The sequence below is a fragment of the Phycisphaerales bacterium genome (assembly GCA_020852515.1).
Lineage (GTDB): Bacteria > Planctomycetota > Phycisphaerae > Phycisphaerales > UBA5793 > UBA5793.
Map to the genome: position 1 here is coordinate 47439 of JADZAS010000004.1, position 15252 is coordinate 62690.

Annotated in this window: 16 protein-coding genes and 1 tRNA gene; 7 read left to right on the forward strand and 10 right to left on the reverse strand. The window is 65.9% G+C overall.

What is annotated here, in order from left to right:
* Positions 1 to 7: 7 nt before the first annotated feature.
* From fabG to rpmF, 6 genes are read right to left on the reverse strand one after another with little or no spacing between them, the layout of a single operon-like run.
* Complete coding sequence (gene fabG / locus IT430_02270; protein ID MCC6906744.1) at positions 8 to 748, reverse strand: 3-oxoacyl-[acyl-carrier-protein] reductase; 741 nt, start codon at positions 746 to 748, stop codon at positions 8 to 10.
* A gap of 38 nt (positions 749 to 786) precedes the next feature.
* Positions 787 to 1500 carry a hypothetical protein gene (locus tag IT430_02275; protein MCC6906745.1) on the reverse strand — a complete coding sequence of 238 codons (714 nt, stop codon included), beginning with the start codon at positions 1498 to 1500 and terminating at the stop codon, positions 787 to 789.
* Positions 1481 to 2407, reverse strand: coding sequence for an ACP S-malonyltransferase (gene fabD / locus IT430_02280; protein MCC6906746.1), 927 nt, complete (start codon positions 2405 to 2407; stop codon positions 1481 to 1483). The genes IT430_02275 and fabD overlap by 20 nt, the downstream gene beginning before the upstream one ends.
* Positions 2408 to 2464: 57 nt before the next feature.
* Complete coding sequence (locus tag IT430_02285; GenBank protein MCC6906747.1) at positions 2465 to 3466, reverse strand: ketoacyl-ACP synthase III; 1002 nt, start codon at positions 3464 to 3466, stop codon at positions 2465 to 2467.
* Positions 3463 to 4485, reverse strand: coding sequence for a phosphate acyltransferase PlsX (plsX, locus tag IT430_02290; protein MCC6906748.1), 1023 nt, complete (start codon positions 4483 to 4485; stop codon positions 3463 to 3465). The genes IT430_02285 and plsX overlap by 4 nt, the downstream gene beginning before the upstream one ends.
* 3 nt (positions 4486 to 4488) lie before the next feature.
* Positions 4489 to 4677 (reverse strand): 50S ribosomal protein L32, encoded by a 189-nt coding sequence (gene rpmF, locus IT430_02295; protein MCC6906749.1) that lies wholly within the window; start codon positions 4675 to 4677, stop codon positions 4489 to 4491.
* A gap of 230 nt (positions 4678 to 4907) precedes the next feature.
* On the opposite strand from rpmF, the gene IT430_02300 reads away from it, so the two are divergent.
* The 7 genes from IT430_02300 to IT430_02330 all read left to right on the forward strand — a co-directional run bounded on the left by IT430_02300 (position 4908) and on the right by IT430_02330 (position 10987).
* Positions 4908 to 4980, forward strand: a tRNA-Lys gene (locus tag IT430_02300).
* A 203-nt stretch (positions 4981 to 5183) separates the two neighbouring features.
* Complete coding sequence (locus IT430_02305; GenBank protein ID MCC6906750.1) at positions 5184 to 6392, forward strand: 3-dehydroquinate synthase; 1209 nt, start codon at positions 5184 to 5186, stop codon at positions 6390 to 6392.
* 41 nt (positions 6393 to 6433) lie between these two features.
* Entirely contained in the window at positions 6434 to 6751 is a 318-nt protein-coding gene (locus IT430_02310) for a hypothetical protein (protein ID MCC6906751.1), read from the forward strand.
* On the forward strand, positions 6748 to 7557 hold the full coding sequence (locus IT430_02315) for a TatD family hydrolase (protein MCC6906752.1): 810 nt from the start codon (positions 6748 to 6750) through the stop codon (positions 7555 to 7557). The genes IT430_02310 and IT430_02315 overlap by 4 nt, the downstream gene beginning before the upstream one ends.
* Positions 7547 to 8746 carry a metabolite traffic protein EboE gene (eboE, locus tag IT430_02320; protein MCC6906753.1) on the forward strand — a complete coding sequence of 400 codons (1200 nt, stop codon included), beginning with the start codon at positions 7547 to 7549 and terminating at the stop codon, positions 8744 to 8746. Before IT430_02315 ends, eboE begins: the two co-directional genes overlap by 11 nt.
* Entirely contained in the window at positions 8743 to 9612 is an 870-nt protein-coding gene (locus IT430_02325) for a UbiA family prenyltransferase (protein MCC6906754.1), read from the forward strand. The genes eboE and IT430_02325 overlap by 4 nt, the downstream gene beginning before the upstream one ends.
* Before the next feature lies 1 nt (position 9613).
* On the forward strand, positions 9614 to 10987 hold the full coding sequence (locus IT430_02330; GenBank protein MCC6906755.1) for an alkaline phosphatase family protein: 1374 nt from the start codon (positions 9614 to 9616) through the stop codon (positions 10985 to 10987).
* A 5-nt stretch (positions 10988 to 10992) separates the two neighbouring features.
* On the opposite strand, the gene IT430_02335 is transcribed toward IT430_02330, so the two are convergent.
* The 4 genes from IT430_02335 to nuoF all read right to left on the reverse strand — a co-directional run bounded on the left by IT430_02335 (position 10993) and on the right by nuoF (position 15233).
* Positions 10993 to 11445, reverse strand: a complete 453-nt coding sequence (locus IT430_02335) for a YkgJ family cysteine cluster protein (protein ID MCC6906756.1) — start codon at positions 11443 to 11445, stop codon at positions 10993 to 10995.
* 96 nt (positions 11446 to 11541) lie between these two features.
* Positions 11542 to 12045: a transcriptional repressor NrdR gene (gene nrdR / locus IT430_02340; protein MCC6906757.1), complete on the reverse strand. Its 504-nt coding sequence runs from the start codon at positions 12043 to 12045 to the stop codon at positions 11542 to 11544.
* A 104-nt stretch (positions 12046 to 12149) separates the two neighbouring features.
* A complete protein-coding gene (locus IT430_02345) occupies positions 12150 to 13844 on the reverse strand; it encodes a mucoidy inhibitor MuiA family protein (GenBank protein ID MCC6906758.1) in 1695 nt (564 codons plus the stop codon).
* 45 nt (positions 13845 to 13889) lie between these two features.
* The gene (gene nuoF / locus IT430_02350) at positions 13890 to 15233 is read right to left on the reverse strand and encodes an NADH-quinone oxidoreductase subunit NuoF (GenBank protein MCC6906759.1); all 1344 of its coding nucleotides are present in this window, start codon (positions 15231 to 15233) and stop codon (positions 13890 to 13892) included.
* Positions 15234 to 15252: the final 19 nt, after the last annotated feature.

The window sequence follows — 15252 nt, forward strand, 5'->3', positions numbered from 1 at the left end:
TCCGCGGTCACATCCCCATTCCACCCGCCACGGCGAGCACTTCTCCGGTGACAAACCCGGCGTCTTCGGCGGTGAAATAGGCTACCGCCGCGGCGATTTCGTGCGCCTGGCCGAAGCGCCGCATAGGGGTGATGTTTCGGGCTTCTTCCTTGACCAGATCGGGCAGGTCGGCGGTCATGTCCGTTTCAATGAACCCGGGCGCCACCACGTTGGCGGTGATGCCCTTGGTCGCAAACTCCTTGGCGATGGCCTTGGTCATGCCGATGAGCCCCGACTTGGCAGCGCAGTAGTTCACCTGGCTCGCCCGGCCGACGCGGCCTGAGATGGAACTGATGTTGACCATGCGGCCCCAGCGGTTGCTCATCATCGGACGCGCCGCGGCCCGGCAGGCCACGAAGGCCGACTTGAGATTGACGCGAATGACCTCGTCAAAATCTTCATCGCTCATGCGCAGCAGCAGGCCGTCGCGGGTGATGCCGGCGTTGTTGACGAGAATGTCGAGCCGACCCAGGGAACGAGCGGTGTCGCTCACGGCGTCGGCCAGGGCTTTTGAGTCGCCCACGTCGCAGCAGACGGCGGTCGCTGAGCCGCCGGAGGATTCGATCGATGTCTTCAGATCGTTCAGCGGGCCGGCCGTGCGGCTGACGAGCACCACGTGCCGGCCCTCGCAGGCCAGACGCTCCGCCACGGCACGACCGATGCCCCGGCTGGCGCCGGTCACGAAAGCCACGCGCTTCTCGTCGCTCATTGCCATCCCAACCCCGAGACTTGTTGTCTGAACCGACGTTACGGCGAACCCGGACTCTTGCCCGGCGGCGGACTGCCCGGATCGGTCGGCTCCGGAACGCGCCGGCGTGGATCGCGGTTGCGGTCACGGTCGTCGGGCGGCTGTTCGCCGTTCTGACCCTGCTCGCCACCCTGTGCGGCCTTGAGTGCTGCCTCGGCCGCCTTGATCGCCTGTGTGCTCACGGGAACGACAGCGAAGGGGGCGAAGGTGTAGGTGTCGCCGCGCTGCGTGACGAGCCACTCCTGCTGCACGCGTCCCTTCTGGGGCATGACAACGCTGAATGAGACGACGTTGCCCGCTCCCATCGGAACGGATGTGCGATCAATGAGATCAACCTCGACGATCTTGGAAGTTTCGCGCTCCCACACACCGCTGTCCACGAGATCATCGAGGACCTTTTTCCCGGTGGAGTCCATCTTCGTGCGCAGCGATTGAGCATCGCCTGCGGCGAAGTCGCTCATGAACTGAAGGATCGCCTTGACCTCCTCCTCGCTGCACTCCATCGGCTTGGCGTTCTGGAGGCTGACCTTCGGGTCGAGCGTGAGATACTCGGCGACGGCGTTCGGGTCGACCGTCGTCGGGCCGCGCGGCGGTGGCGGAGGCGGCGGCGGAGGCGGCTCTTCTTTCTTGCAGCCCGTCACGAATGCAGCCATCGGCAGCGCGACGGCGCAAAGTGCGAGCAGCGACAGCGATTTACGAACCAGGCTGGTCATGGTTCACCACCTTCACTTCGCGGTTGATTCGCCTCATCAGCCCCGTCAGCACCTTGCCCGGAGCCAGTTCATGATAGCGACCCGAGACGTGGTTCCCAAGCCACTGGCAGGACTGGCTCCAGCGCACCGGCGAGGTGATCTGCTCCACGAGGCGGCGGCGGATGGAATCGGCGTCGCTGCCGTGCGGCTGAGCGGTCACGTTGGATACGACGGTGAATCCCGGGGCGTCAAACGGCACCGCCGCCAGAGCCTCTGCCATGCGCCCGGCCGCCGGCGCCATGAGGGCCGAATGGAACGCGCCGGCGACGGCCAGCGGCGTGGCGCGAAGCCCCATCTCACCGGCAGCGTCGAGCGCATCTTTACAGGCGTCGGCATCACCCGAAAGCACGATCTGTCCCGGCGCGTTGAAATTGGCGGGCACGAGCACGCGGCCGCGCGCCACCCGCTCGCACAACTCGTGCGCCTGGGCGTCGTCGGCGCCGATGAGAGCGACCATCGAGCCGCTGCTCGCTTCTGCGGCATCCTGCATGAACCGGCCGCGCTGCGCCACGAGGCGCAGGCCATCTTCGAACGAGAAGACGCCCGCGAGGTGCAGCGCGGTGTATTCGCCGAGACTCAATCCCGCGCAGGCCGCGATGCCGGACGCATCAAGTTCGGCGCCGGCCGCGCGAAAGCAGGCGACGGATGTGACGTAGATGGCCGGCTGGCTGACGTCAGTCTGATTGAGCCGCTCGACCGGACCTTCAAAGCAGATCCTTGAGAGCGGCGCGCCCAGCGAGTCGCCGAGGATGCGGTCCGCTTGTGCGAAGGTTTCGCGGGCGCCGTCCGACGCCTCGACCCAGGCGCGGCCCATGCCCACGACCTGCGCGCCCTGACCGGGACAGAGAATGATGGTGTTTTCCGCCATGTGATCCGTCTCACCTTTGTGTCTTCGGGAATCGCGCCGAGGAGAACCGTGGAGCGGCTAGAGGCGCCAGATGCTCGTGCCCCAGGTCATCCCGCCGCCCATCGCCACAAACGCGACGACGTCGCCGGCGCGCACGCGGCCGGCGTCGCGCAGTTCGTGCAGGCAGATGGGCACGCTGCCGGCGCTCGTATTGCCGTATCGATCGATGTTGACGTAGAAGCGGTCTTCCGGCATCGCGAGTCGTTTGCGCGTGGCTTCGATGATGCGGGCGTTGGACTGGTGGGCGATGATCATCGCCACCTCGTCCATCGCCACACCCGACTTCTTCAGTGCTTCCTCGAGCGCTTCAGGGAATTTCGTAACCGCGAACTTGAAGACCTCTCGGCCCTTCATCTGGAGGTACTCGAGTTTGGTTTCGTTCCAGTCCACGTCCGGCGGGACGTGCTCCTCGCGCGTGGGAATGTAGAGGTAGTCCCAGAGCGTGCCATCGGAGTACATCGATTGGAAGAGGCAGCCGCGCGAAGTATCGTCGGTGCGCCGCAGGATCGCGGCGCCGGCGCCATCGCCCGAGAGGACGCTGACTTTGCGATTGGTGTAGTCGGCGACGCGCGTGAGCGAGTCGGCGCCGATGAGAGCGATGGTGCGGTAGCCTCCCTGGCGGATGAGCGAGTCGCTGACGTTCAGGCCGTAGACGAATCCGCTGCAGGCGGCGGTGAGATCGAACGAGCCGGCGGGGACGGCGCCGATGCGGCCCGCGACGCGGCTGGCGGTGCTCGGGCAGGTCATGTCCGGCGTGCAGGTGGCGACGATGAGCAGGTCGAGGTCCTTGGCGGCCACGCCGGCGCGGCCCAGCGCCTGGCGCACGGCGGCTTCACACAGCGAGGTGACGTCTTCGCCGAGTTTCGGATCGCTGCGGTATCGCGTCTTGACGCCGGTGCGCTGGACGATCCACTCGTCGCTCGTGTCCATCATTTTCTCGAGATCGGCGTTGGTTAACGCCGTGCTCGGAACCGCCATGCCGGTGCTGAGAATCTCGACCCCGCACTGACCTGCGCTCACCCCACACCCACCTTAGTGTCGGCTTCGGCGATGCGCTTGACCAGCGCCTGGTTCACGCCCTGACTGACCATGTTGCGGCTCTTGAGTATCGCGTTAGTGATCGTGCGCGCTTCGGATGAGCCGTGGCAGATGATGCAGATGCCGTTGACGCCCAGCAGCGGCGCGCCGCCGTGCTCGTGGTAGTCGTGCAGCGCGTAAATGCGCTTCTGTACCGGCTTGAACCGTTCCACCAGGTTGGGATCGATCGCAGCAATTTCCCGCGCGATCGTGCGGAACAGGCCGGAAGCGAGACCCTCTGCAAGTTTGATCACGACGTTGCCCACGAAACCGTCCGTAACGACGACGTCGGCGGCGTGATCAAACAGCGACCGCCCTTCGACGTAGCCGACATAATTGAGATCGGGCGTGGCGCGAAGCAGGTCGCGCGTGGCCTTGATGATTCCCGTGCCCTTGCCCTCTTCGCCGCCGATGTTCATCATGGCGACGCGCGGGCTGGCGATGCCGAGCACCTCGCGGGCGTAGACCTCGCCCATGAGGCCGTACTGGGCCAGGTGCGATGCCCGGGGATCGGGATTGGCGCCGACGTCGCAGAGCACGACCGGCCCGCCGAACGTGGGGAGGATGACCGCGATGCCCGGCCGGTGCACGCCTGGCAGGCGGCGAAGCGACATCTGGGCCGCGGTGACGCAGGCGCCGGTGTTGCCTGCGGAGATGATGACATCGGCGCTGTCTTCGGCCCGGCGATGGGCCAGTTCGGACATGACGACGATCGAACTTCGAGGCTTGGAGCGGACCGCTTCGACGGGCTGCTCATCCATGCCGATCTCATCGGGCGCATCGACAACCCGCAAGCGCGGATCAGTGATGGCCGCGGCCGCAATGGCCTGACGGATGACGGCCTCCTTGCCGACGAGCAGGAGTTCATCACCGGGATCGAGTGATTTGAGGGCCGCGAACGCGCCGTCGAGGATGGCGCCTGGCGCGTGATCGCCGCCCATCACGTCGATGGCGATCCGCATGGTTTAGTCTTCCTCGGAAGTCTCAGTCTTCAACTGGAGACCGGGCCGAACGTACCCGCAGTTGGCGCAGGCGCAGTGCGGCAGTTTGTTCTCGCCGCAGTTGGGGCACAGCGTCGTGTGTTCGCCGCGCAGAGCGTGGTGGGCACGACGCCGGCGCTTGCGACCGGGTGAAGTTCGATGTGTGGGATGCATGACCGAAGGCCTCGCAAAGATCGGGTCAATGATAGCGCGGGGTTGTGCCGAATCCGGCCCGCGGACGGGCGCGGCCAACCAGCCGGCGGCCGCGTGAAAACGGCAAAAACACGTCCTCAAAGGTAGTTCGGATCGGTGATTCAGTCAAGGCGCGTGTTCGATGCCCACTTGACCCGCCGCCGCGAATCGGTACGCTTGAGTTCAGTCGGCCCGGCTTGCCCTGGCCCCCTGCCTCCCTAGCTCAGTTGGTAGAGCAGCTGACTCTTAATCAGCGGGTCGAAGGTTCGAGTCCTTCGGGGGGCATTGCCCTGCGCCCGATTCGGCGGCCCAGCCGGCCGGCGACGCGAGGCGAAACACCGCTTCGCGTGCAAGGGCCGGGAGCGCCGGCGACATTCACACCGGGGGCTGCCTTCGAACTCACCTGCGGGGCGCACAGGGCCGGGGCCTATCGTTCAATGATCGTACCAAACTCCCGTATCACCTCGCCGCAAGAGGGCTTTTCGACATTGTCCGATCACCCGGACCACGCGCTGCCCGCTGCTTTCGATCGCCAGGACTGCGGCGTCGATGCGCACTTCTCGACCGACTGGTGCTTCCGGCTGCGCTTTACGTTCGATGCCCTCTCGCCCGCCAACTCCCTGCTGGCTGACGCTTTCGATATCGACTCCGCCCTGCGCCGCGCGCGGGTGCTCGCGTTTGTCGATCAGGGCCTGGCGGACGTCTCGCCCTCTGTTGTCGATCGCATCGCGGCCTACGCCGAGGCCCACTCGGATCGTCTCGAACTCGTCGGGCGGCCGGTGCTGATCCCCGGCGGCGAGCGCGCCAAGAACGACCGCGCCATCTTCGATCGCGCGGTGGCGGCGATCCATGACGCCGGACTTTGCCGCCGTTCGTATGTGCTGGTCATCGGCGGCGGCGCGGTGCTCGACGTGGTGGGCTTTGCCGCGGCGGTGGCGCATCGCGGCGTACGACTCGTGCGAATGCCCAGCACCGTGCTTGCACAGGATGACTCGGGCGTTGGCGTCAAGAACGGCGTCAACGCGTTCGGCAAGAAGAACTTCCTTGGCACGTTTGCGCCGCCGTGGGCGGTCATTAACGACTTCAGCCTGCTCGCGACGCTGAGCGACCGCGACTGGTGCGCGGGGTTCAGCGAGTGCGTGAAAGTGGCGCTCGTGAAGGACGCGGGCTTTTTTGAGGAGTTGAGTGATGCGGCTCCACGGCTGGCCGCACGCGATGGCGATGCCGCGGCAGGCGTCATCCGGCGCTCGGCCGAACTGCACATGGCGCACATCGCCACCGGCGGCGATCCGTTCGAACTCACCGCGGCCCGGCCGCTCGATTTCGGCCACTGGGCCGCGCACAAGCTCGAGCAGATGACCGATTTCGAAATGCGCCACGGCGAAGCGGTGAGCATCGGTCTCGCACTCGATTCGACGTACTCCATGCTGCAGGGCTGGCTGAGCGAAGCGGACCTGCGCCGCATCGTGAGCGTACTTCAAACTCTCGGACTGCCGACCTTTCATCCTCATCTTCGGCGCACGGATGAGCTGCTCGCCGGGCTTGAAGAGTTCCGCGAGCACCTCGGCGGGCGGCTCACGCTTGCCATGCTGCGCGGCATCGGCGGCGCCTTTGACGTGCACGCGATGGACCGGGCCGTCCTGGCCGAGGCCATCGAGCGCCTCGCGGGCGAAGCAGGCGAAGCGCAGCGCTCGTAGAGTACATCTGGAACGCATCTCCCGAGACGAAGGAGGATCGCATGGCCACGGCAACGCCATCCTGCCCGGCGACGCGCTCGAAGGTGATCGAGCTTTATTTCATGGAACACCGCGCCAAGGTGCTCGACCTCGCGGCATTTCTCGATCGGCTTGACCGGGCATCCGACGATCTGGGGCATGAGGACTTTCGAGTCGCGGCACTCAAGGAAGCCATGCGCATCGTGCTCGACGGCAAGGGCGAACGGGCGAAGCGCGTGCTCGACCACTTCAGCGATCCGACCGACCAGCCGCTCGAGTCGGCTGCGGGAATGAAAGGCGCCTTTGGCGTCTATCCCGGCGTGAAGCGAGGCGCGCGATGACCTACATCGACCCGCACATTCACATGGTCTCGCGCACGACCGACGACTACCAGCGCATGGCGCAGGCGGGGTGCCTGGCCATCACGGAGCCGGCCTTCTGGGCGGGGTTCGACCGGTCGAGCCCGAGGGGTTTCTACGACTACTTCCGGCAGCTCACCGAATCTGAGCCGAGCCGGGCGGCGCAGTTCGGCATCCGCCACTTCACCTGGCTGTGCATCAATCCGAAGGAGGCCGAGGACCCGGGCTTAGCGCGCGAAGTGATGTCGCTCATTCCCGATTTTCTCGATCGGCCCAACGTGCTGGGCATCGGAGAGATCGGTCTGAACAAGAACAGCCGCAACGAACTTGAGATCTTCGAAGCGCACGTCGAACTAGCGGCGCAGCGGAACCAGCTCATTCTCGTGCACACGCCTCATCTCGAAGACAAGCGCAAGGGAACGCGGCTGATCATGGATGCCATCCGGCGCAACAGCCGGATCGACCCCGGTCGCGTGCTCATCGACCACGTGGAAGAGCACACGGTGCAGATGGTGCTCGACGCCGGCTTCTGGGCGGGAATGACGCTGTATCCCGACACGAAGTGCACGCCGCAGCGCGCGGCGGACATTTTCGAGATGTACGGCACGGAGCGGATCTGGATCAATTCGGCAGGCGACTGGGGGATCAGCGACCCGCTGGCGGTGCCCAAGTGCCAGGTGGAGTTGCGCCGGCGCGGTCATACGGAAGACCTGGTTCGGCGCGTATCGCTGCAGAATCCTCAGACGTTTCTGAGTCAATCGCCGAAATTCAAGGTCAATGAGCGCTGATCCGCTGCCAGCCAGGCGAGTTGGGTACTGCACCAACGTGCATCCCGGGCGGACGCTTGCTGAAACGCGCGATCAACTGGATCGACACGCCGTGGCCATCCGCGAGCAAATCGCACCCGACGGCGCACTGAATGTCGGCCTCTGGCTCTCAGCTGGTTCGGCATTGGAACTCGACTCCCCCGCCGACATCGATGCGTTCAAAGCATGGCTCGATGCGCGCCAATTGCGCGTATTCACGCTCAATGGCTTTCCCTACGGCGACTTTCACGACCCGGTTGTCAAGCATCGGGTCTACGAACCGTCCTGGAGCGATCCGCGCCGGCTTGTGTACACGCTCGAACTGGCGCGCATTCTCGCGTCGCTCATTGATGAGGGTGAGCACGCCGGCATATCGACGCTGCCGCTCGGCTGGCCGGGTGAGCCGTGCGCGGCTGTCGATGCCCAGGCGGCGGTTCATCAGTTGCGAATCGCCGCCGCCGAGTTGAACCGCATCGCCGGAGAGACCGGGCGGCTGGTTCATCTCGACATCGAGCCTGAGCCCGGCTGTATCTTCTCGACGAGCAGCGATTTCTGCCGATTCTACCGGCAGCAATTGCTCAGCGGCACGTGCGCCGCGGAGGAGCGGATCATCCGCCGCCACATCCGCGTGTGCCATGATGTCTGTCACGCCGCGGTCATGTTCGAGACGCAGCGGGAAGCGCTCAACCGCTATGCCGCGGAAGGCATCGCGATCGGCAAAGTGCAGGTCTCCAGCGCCATCGAGGCGACTGCTCCGGCCGACGATGAGGCGCGAGAGGATCTGATCCGATCTCTGCAGCCCTTCGCCGAAGATCGATACCTGCACCAGACGAGCATCCAGCGGGAAGGTATCCGGACATTCTTTGAAGATCTTCCCGCGGCGCTGGCGCAGCCGCCTTCCGGCAGAGCGGAGCGGTGGCGCATCCACTACCACGTGCCGATCAGTTCGGAACACATGGGGCCGCTGGGCACCACGCAGTCCGCCATCACCGAGTGTCTTCAACTGCTCGCAGAAGCGCCCGTGCGCGATCTCGAAATCGAAACGTACACGTGGGGTGTTCTGCCCGAGCGCGAGCGCCCCGGCAGCATTGCCGAGGGGATATCAGGCGAGATGAGGTGGCTGCTGGGCGAGCTGGATCGCCTGGGCATCGCGTGCGAGGCCGCGGCATGAACATCCGAGCCTGGCTGGAACTGATGCGGCTCTCCAACGCGCCGACGATTGTGAGCAATGTTCTCGTGGGCTGGGCGATCGGCCTGGCGGCGGGCGGCGACGGGGCGTGGTCCGGCGCGGCGCTGACGGCGCTGGCCATGCTGCTGCTCTACATCGGCGGCATGGCGTTCAACGACGTGATGGACGTTGAGATCGACAGGCGGCAGCGGCCGAGCCGGCCGATCCCATCCGGGCGCGTCACGCGCAGCGCTGCGGCGATGTTCGTGATGGCCTGCTTCCTCGCAGCGCTGGGCATTCTTGCCACCCAGGACCTGATGGCGCTCGCGTGGGGCTTTGTCCTCATGATCGCGATTGTTCTGTACGACATCATTCACGCGCGCACGGTGGTGTCGGTGGCGCTCATGGGCCTGTGCCGCGGCCTGGTCTATGTGACGGCGGCGATAGCGGCGGGCTGGTCGCCGCAGTGGAGCGAGCCGCTGCTTCTGCCTGTGGCGCTGATGACCTACGTGCTGAGCTTCTCGCTGGTGGCGCGTAGTGAGGCGGGAAGCGATCGCGTGAAGTTCGAGTCCATCATCGTGCTGCTGCCGATGTGCTCGGTTGTGTTCGGCGAATTCGTGTCGAGCAGTGCGCCGGCGTGGCTGACAATCCTCGGCCGCGCGGCGTTTCTCATCTGGACGCTCGGCGTGGCGATGTACGTGCAGCAGCCGCAACGGAACGTGGGCCGAGCCGTGGCGGGGTGGATCGCCGGCATCGCGCTGCTCGATCTGTATCATCTCACGCGGCTGGACCAGCCCGAAGCAGCTCTGGCCGCCGGTGCGTGCTTCCTGCTCACGCTGATCGGGCAGAAGTGGATCGCAGGAACCTGAGATGGCGCACTCGACTGCGGTAATCAACATCGTCGGATTGTCCGCATCGCTCGTCGGCGAGCACACGCCGCGCCTCAGCGCGTTTGCCGGCGCGGGGCGAACGCAGCGGCTCAGGCCGGTGCTGCCGGCGGTGACGTGCAGCGTACAGTCGAGCATGCTCACAGGTTTGCCGCCGCGCGAGCATGGCATCGTCGGCAACGGGTGGTATGACCGCACGCAGTGCGAAGTGCAGTTCTGGAAACAGTCGAACCGGCTCGTGGGCGGCGAGAAGGTGTGGGAGACGGCGCGGCGGCGCGATCCCTCCTTCACGTGCCTGAACATGTTCTGGTGGTACAACATGTACTCGTCGGCGGACTGGTCCGTCACGCCGCGGCCGCAATATCGCGCCGACGGGCAGAAGATCCCCGACTGCTACAGCCACCCGGCCGAGCTGCGCGACCTGCTTCAACGCCAACTCGGGCCGTTTCCGCTGTTCTCATTCTGGGGGCCGGGTGCGTCGATCGAGTCGAGCCGCTGGATCGCCCGCGCCACGCAACTGGCGTGGGAGAGGCACCAGCCGACGCTCACCCTCGTCTACCTCCCCCACCTCGATTACGCGCTGCAGAAGGTCGGGCCGAATCATGCGTCGATCCCGGGCGAGTTGCGCGCGATCGACGCCGCGGCCGGCGAACTGCTCGATTTCTTCACGCAGCGCGATGTGCGCGTGATGCTGCTGAGCGAATACGGCATTGAGCCGGTCGATGATGCCGTGCACATCAACCGCGTGCTGCGCGAGGCGGGCTGGCTGGCGGTGCGCGAAGAGAACGGTCGCGAACTGCTCGACGCCGGCGCGAGCCGGGCGTTTGCCGTGGCCGATCACCAGGTGGCGCACGTGTACGTGAACGACGAGGCGCTGCTAACCGAGGTACGAGGTGCGTGCGAGAGGACGCAGGGCGTGGCCGAGGTGCTCGACCGCGCCGCGCAGCGCGAAGCGGGTATCGACCATGCCCGAGCGGGTGAACTCGTGCTCGTGAGCGAAGCGCGGCGGTGGTTCAGTTACGACTACTGGCTGGATGACCGCCGGGCGCCGGACTTTGCGCGGACCGTGGACATTCACCGCAAGCCCGGCTACGACCCACTCGAGCTGTTCATCGACCCGGCGATCGCTCTGCCGAAGGCGCGCCTCGCGTGGAAACTGCTCCGCAAGAAGCTCGGCCAGCGCACACTGTTCGACGTGATCCCGCTCGACACGCGCCTCGTGCGCGGCTCACATGGCCGGGTGGATCAAGCGCCGGAGCATCAGCCGGTGCTCATCACGCAGCACGGAGCCTCGGATGCCGACGAACTCCGCTGCACCGCCGTACGCGATGTCATGCTGAGTCACTTGCAAGATTGAGCCGTTCACTTCGGCGTGGCCTCGCGCTGGATGCGGATGGATTCGACGGGAATCAGCGGGCCGGTGTTGATGCCCGGGCAAGTGCGGCCGGCGCGCTGCCAGTCGCGCGGGTGGCGGAGATTCTCGGGCCAGAAGGGCCAGGTGCGGCACTGCATCGGCCGGGCCCGGTAGATGCCGCACACCGCCTTGCCAGGGACGCTCGTGCGATCGAGAAACACGCAGTCGTAGCCGTGCTCGCCGGGCTGCTCGGTGAGTGAGCGCCGGCCGTGCAGTTGCCGCGTGTAGCGCGATTCGGTTTCCTGCTCACTCAGTCCCAGCGTCGCAGCGATGGCGCGGAGTTCATCATCACCCACCCACACGAAGCCCGTCGGCCCGGTGCAGCAGTTGCCGCACTGCGTGCACTCGAAGCGCAGGCCGTCGGCGTACCAGTCGGAAGAGATCGGGTGGACGTGGGTCATGTCGAATGGGCGCGCTCCGCTGCGCAAAGCCGCCGGTTCGCGGCTAACTCGATTCCTGGATGCCTCGATGCCTCGGTCCCTTGATGGCTGATCCAATCATTCGCCGGATGGGAACAGATTGCCCTGGCCTGGGACTTCGGTGCTGGCGCGCTCGCGCACATCCTGTGCTTCGTCGATGAGCTGGTCGAGGCCGTGAAACTCCTTGTAGACGCTGACGAAGCGCACATAGGCGACCTGGTTGAGTTTGCGCAGACGCTGGGCGACGCGCTCGCCGATGGTCAGCGCCGGCACTTCGCGCTCGAACTCGCGGTGCAGTTCCTCGTCGATCTCTTCGACGATCTGCGTCTTGGCCTGCGAAGCGATGGGCAGCTTGCCGCATGCGGACTCGATGCCGGCGAGGATCTTCTGCGGGTCAAAGGCCTGGCGGGTGCCATCGCGCTTGACGACCATGAGCCGGCCTGCGGTTTCGACGCGCTCGTAGGTGGTGAAGCGTTTGCCGCAGCGATTGCAGACGCGCCGGCGACGGATCGCCTTGCCGCCCTCGCTGGCGCGGCTGTCGATCACGCGGTCATCGTTGGCGGCACAGGCTGGACAGATCACCCCTCGGCTCCATGCAATATCTGGTGGGGCCGGAATCGGCGCCATCCTATGTTGTGGAGCCTGCCTGCGGAAGTCAAACGCATGCCGCAGCATCCGTCGGCCGGTCAGTCGGGGATGTCGGGCACTTCCACCTCGGACTTGTGGCTGACGACGAGGGTGTATTCGATGGTGGCGTCCTTGCCGCTGGCCGGCAACTCGACATCCCAGCGGAGCAGCCCGGAAGAACGCTGCCGCAGCCGATAGTGCTCATCGCGACTGACCGATGGCGAGATCGAAGTCGTCGAAACGGAGATGCGCTCATCGCGCGTCATGGGCGAGCGGTCCCACACCTCGACGGCGACGGTCTGGCCGGTTGAATTGCTCGCCTTGATGCGGTACTCGACAAGTGTTTCGCGCCCGTCGCCGAGCAGGCCGGTCGAGCGCGTGCGGGCGGATTGCTTGATGCGCTGGGCGCGCACGCGGTGGTCGGTGCCGAAGAAGAGTTCGAGCCGAGAGCCGGGCGCGACGTATGGAATGGTCGTCTCGCCGACGTACTCGCTGCCCAGAAAGAGCGATGCCGGGCCGGGCAGCCAGTGGATGCGGCTGGTGTTCTGCATCGTGCCGCGCAGAAAGGCGCTGTCTGAGATGACCGGTACGGCAACGTAGCGGAACTCGGGCCGCTCCCTGAACGTGCCCAGGCGCAGCCGCTGTGCGTGGGCTTCTCCGCTCGGGATCGTGATGGGCTGCGAAATGCGAAAGACGGTGAAGGGCGGCGAGCCAAGCGAGCCGGTCGAGGTGACCGTGCCGCCCTGGCCCACCAGTTGAGCGAGCGTCGCACGGCCGGCGAGCAGCGGCCCCGTCTCGCGCTGCTGACGGATGCTCATCGACGGTGACTCTCTCTCATTCGACTCGACGAGCCCCGGCGAGAGCGAGGGCGGTGAGGTGGGGTCGATAACCGGCTGCGTGGAATAGGCGAAGTTGACATCCTTCCACAATTCGCCGGTGTTCTGTTCCAGTTCGAGTTCGAGTTCCATGGTGGAGTGCGTGAGGTTCGCATCGGTGCGCACGTTGTATTGAACATGCGTCCGCACGCCCGAGGCAAGGTAGTTGAGTTGCACCTGCACGGCGGAGGACTCGCCCTCGGCGACGGAAATGCCCAGCAGGGCCGAGCGCTCCAGTGGCGGGCCGGTGGCTTCGTACTCGGTCCTTTCCAGCGTGAGGCGATCGACTTCGCCCTGGACGACGCGCTGCTCTTCAATGACGCCGCGCCGCCGCTCGAGCAGCGCGGCATTCTGCTCGGCGAGGTACTTGGAGACGCGGGTGATTTCTTCGAGATCGATCTTGCCCGAACCGACCTGCTCGCCGGACTGCTGGGCGGTACGTTCGGCGATGGCGTCGAGCAGGCTCTCCTCCTTGGCGATGACCTGCAGCTTTTCGTCGAGCATTGCCAGCGCTTTGCGCGCCTCGCCCAGCCGCGCAACCAGATCGGCCAGGCCGGCGCTGTAGGTCTCTACGTCCTCGCTCACTTCAAAGACCAGGCGCGTGACTTCGGCCCGGCCGCCGGCGTCGGCGCGGATCGAAGCCGGTTCGATGGTGGAAGGCAGTTCGGTGAAGCGCACTTCGTGCTGGCCGGCGGCGAGATCAAAGGTCGCCACGCGCGTGACGCTGGCCCAGTCCTGGTGAACCGTAACTGCGAAGATGCGGCCGGGCGTCTCCATCGGCTCGGTCTGGTCGCGCGCGGCGCGGGCGCCAAGGAAGACGGCGGCCAGAGCGGCGAGCACCAGCGTGAATGTTGAGTTGCGGCAGGGGATGCTGCGCATGGCGACGCTCCTTTCGCGCCCCTTCGAGGGGGCGCTGCACGCGAGTCAACCCACTCCGACGGTCACGGGCACGAACGACGGCTTCACGCGCGCCTCGAACTCGCTGCGGAACTTGTTGACAATGGTGCGGACGGCCCAGTTGTTGCCGTCGGCGAGGCCGCAGATGGTCGTGCCGGGCATCGCGCCCATCGAGCCGGCCAGTTCGAGCAGCAGGTCGAGGTCTTTGCTTTTCGCTTCGCCGGCTTCAATGCGGCACATGAGTTTGTACATCCAGCCCGAGCCCTCGCGGCAAGGGGTGCACTGACCGCACGATTCGTTCTTGAAGAACCGCGTGATGTTCCGCGCGACCATGACCATGTCCGTGTCTTCATCGAAGATCGTCGGGCACGCCGTGCCCAGGCCGAGCACTTCGTACTTACGCCCGATGTCGAAGTCCATCTCGGCGTCGAACTGGTCGGTGCCGAGGACGCCCATGGAGATGCCGCCGGCGATGGCCGCCTTGTACTTCTTGCCGCCGCGCATGCCGCCGCAGTAGTCATCGACGAGTTTGCGCAGGGGGATGCCGAGGTCGCACTCGTACACGCCGGGCCGATTGACGTGGCCGGAGACGCCCATGAGTTTGGTGCCGTAACTCGGCGGGCCCTTGATCGAAGACTCGCACCCGAGCGACTTGAACCACCCGACGCCCTGCTCGACGATGAAGGGCACGCAGCAGAGCGTCTCCACGTTGTTGATGATGGTCGGCTTGCCAAAGAGGCCCTTGACAGCGGGGAACGGCGGCTTGATGCGCGGCCAGCCGCGCTTGCCTTCGAGCGATTCGAGCAGTCCCGTTTCCTCGCCGCAGATGTAGGCGCCGGCGCCGCGGTGCAGGTAGCAGTCCACCTTGAAGGGGCTCGCGCCTCCCAGCAGCCCTTTACCGCCAAAGATGCCGTTGTCGTACGCCTCGGCGATCGCCTTCTCGAGGACGTGGGCCTGGTGGTGGTACTCGCCGCGGATGTAGATGTACGCGGTCTGAATCCTGCACGCGTAGCAGGAGATGGCGATGCCTTCGAGGAGCATGTGCGGGTCGTAGTCGAGAATGAGCCGGTCCTTGAAGGTGCCCGGCTCCGATTCGTCGGCGTTGACGGCGAGGTAGCGCTGTCCCTCGTAGTTCTTCGGCAGGAAGGTCCACTTGAGGCCGCAGGGAAAGCCCGCGCCCCCGCGGCCGCGCAGACCCGAATCCTTGACCTGGTCCACGATGGCGGCCGGCTCCTGGGCGATCGCCTGCCGCAGCGCCTCGTAGCCGCCGGACTTGAGGTAGTCTTCGTACCAGACGGTGCGGCGGTCTTGCGGGTTGCCGTAGGGAAACGTGGGGATGCGCCGGGTGAGCACCGGCCCGGTCATGGGCATGATTCAGACTCCAAACGCA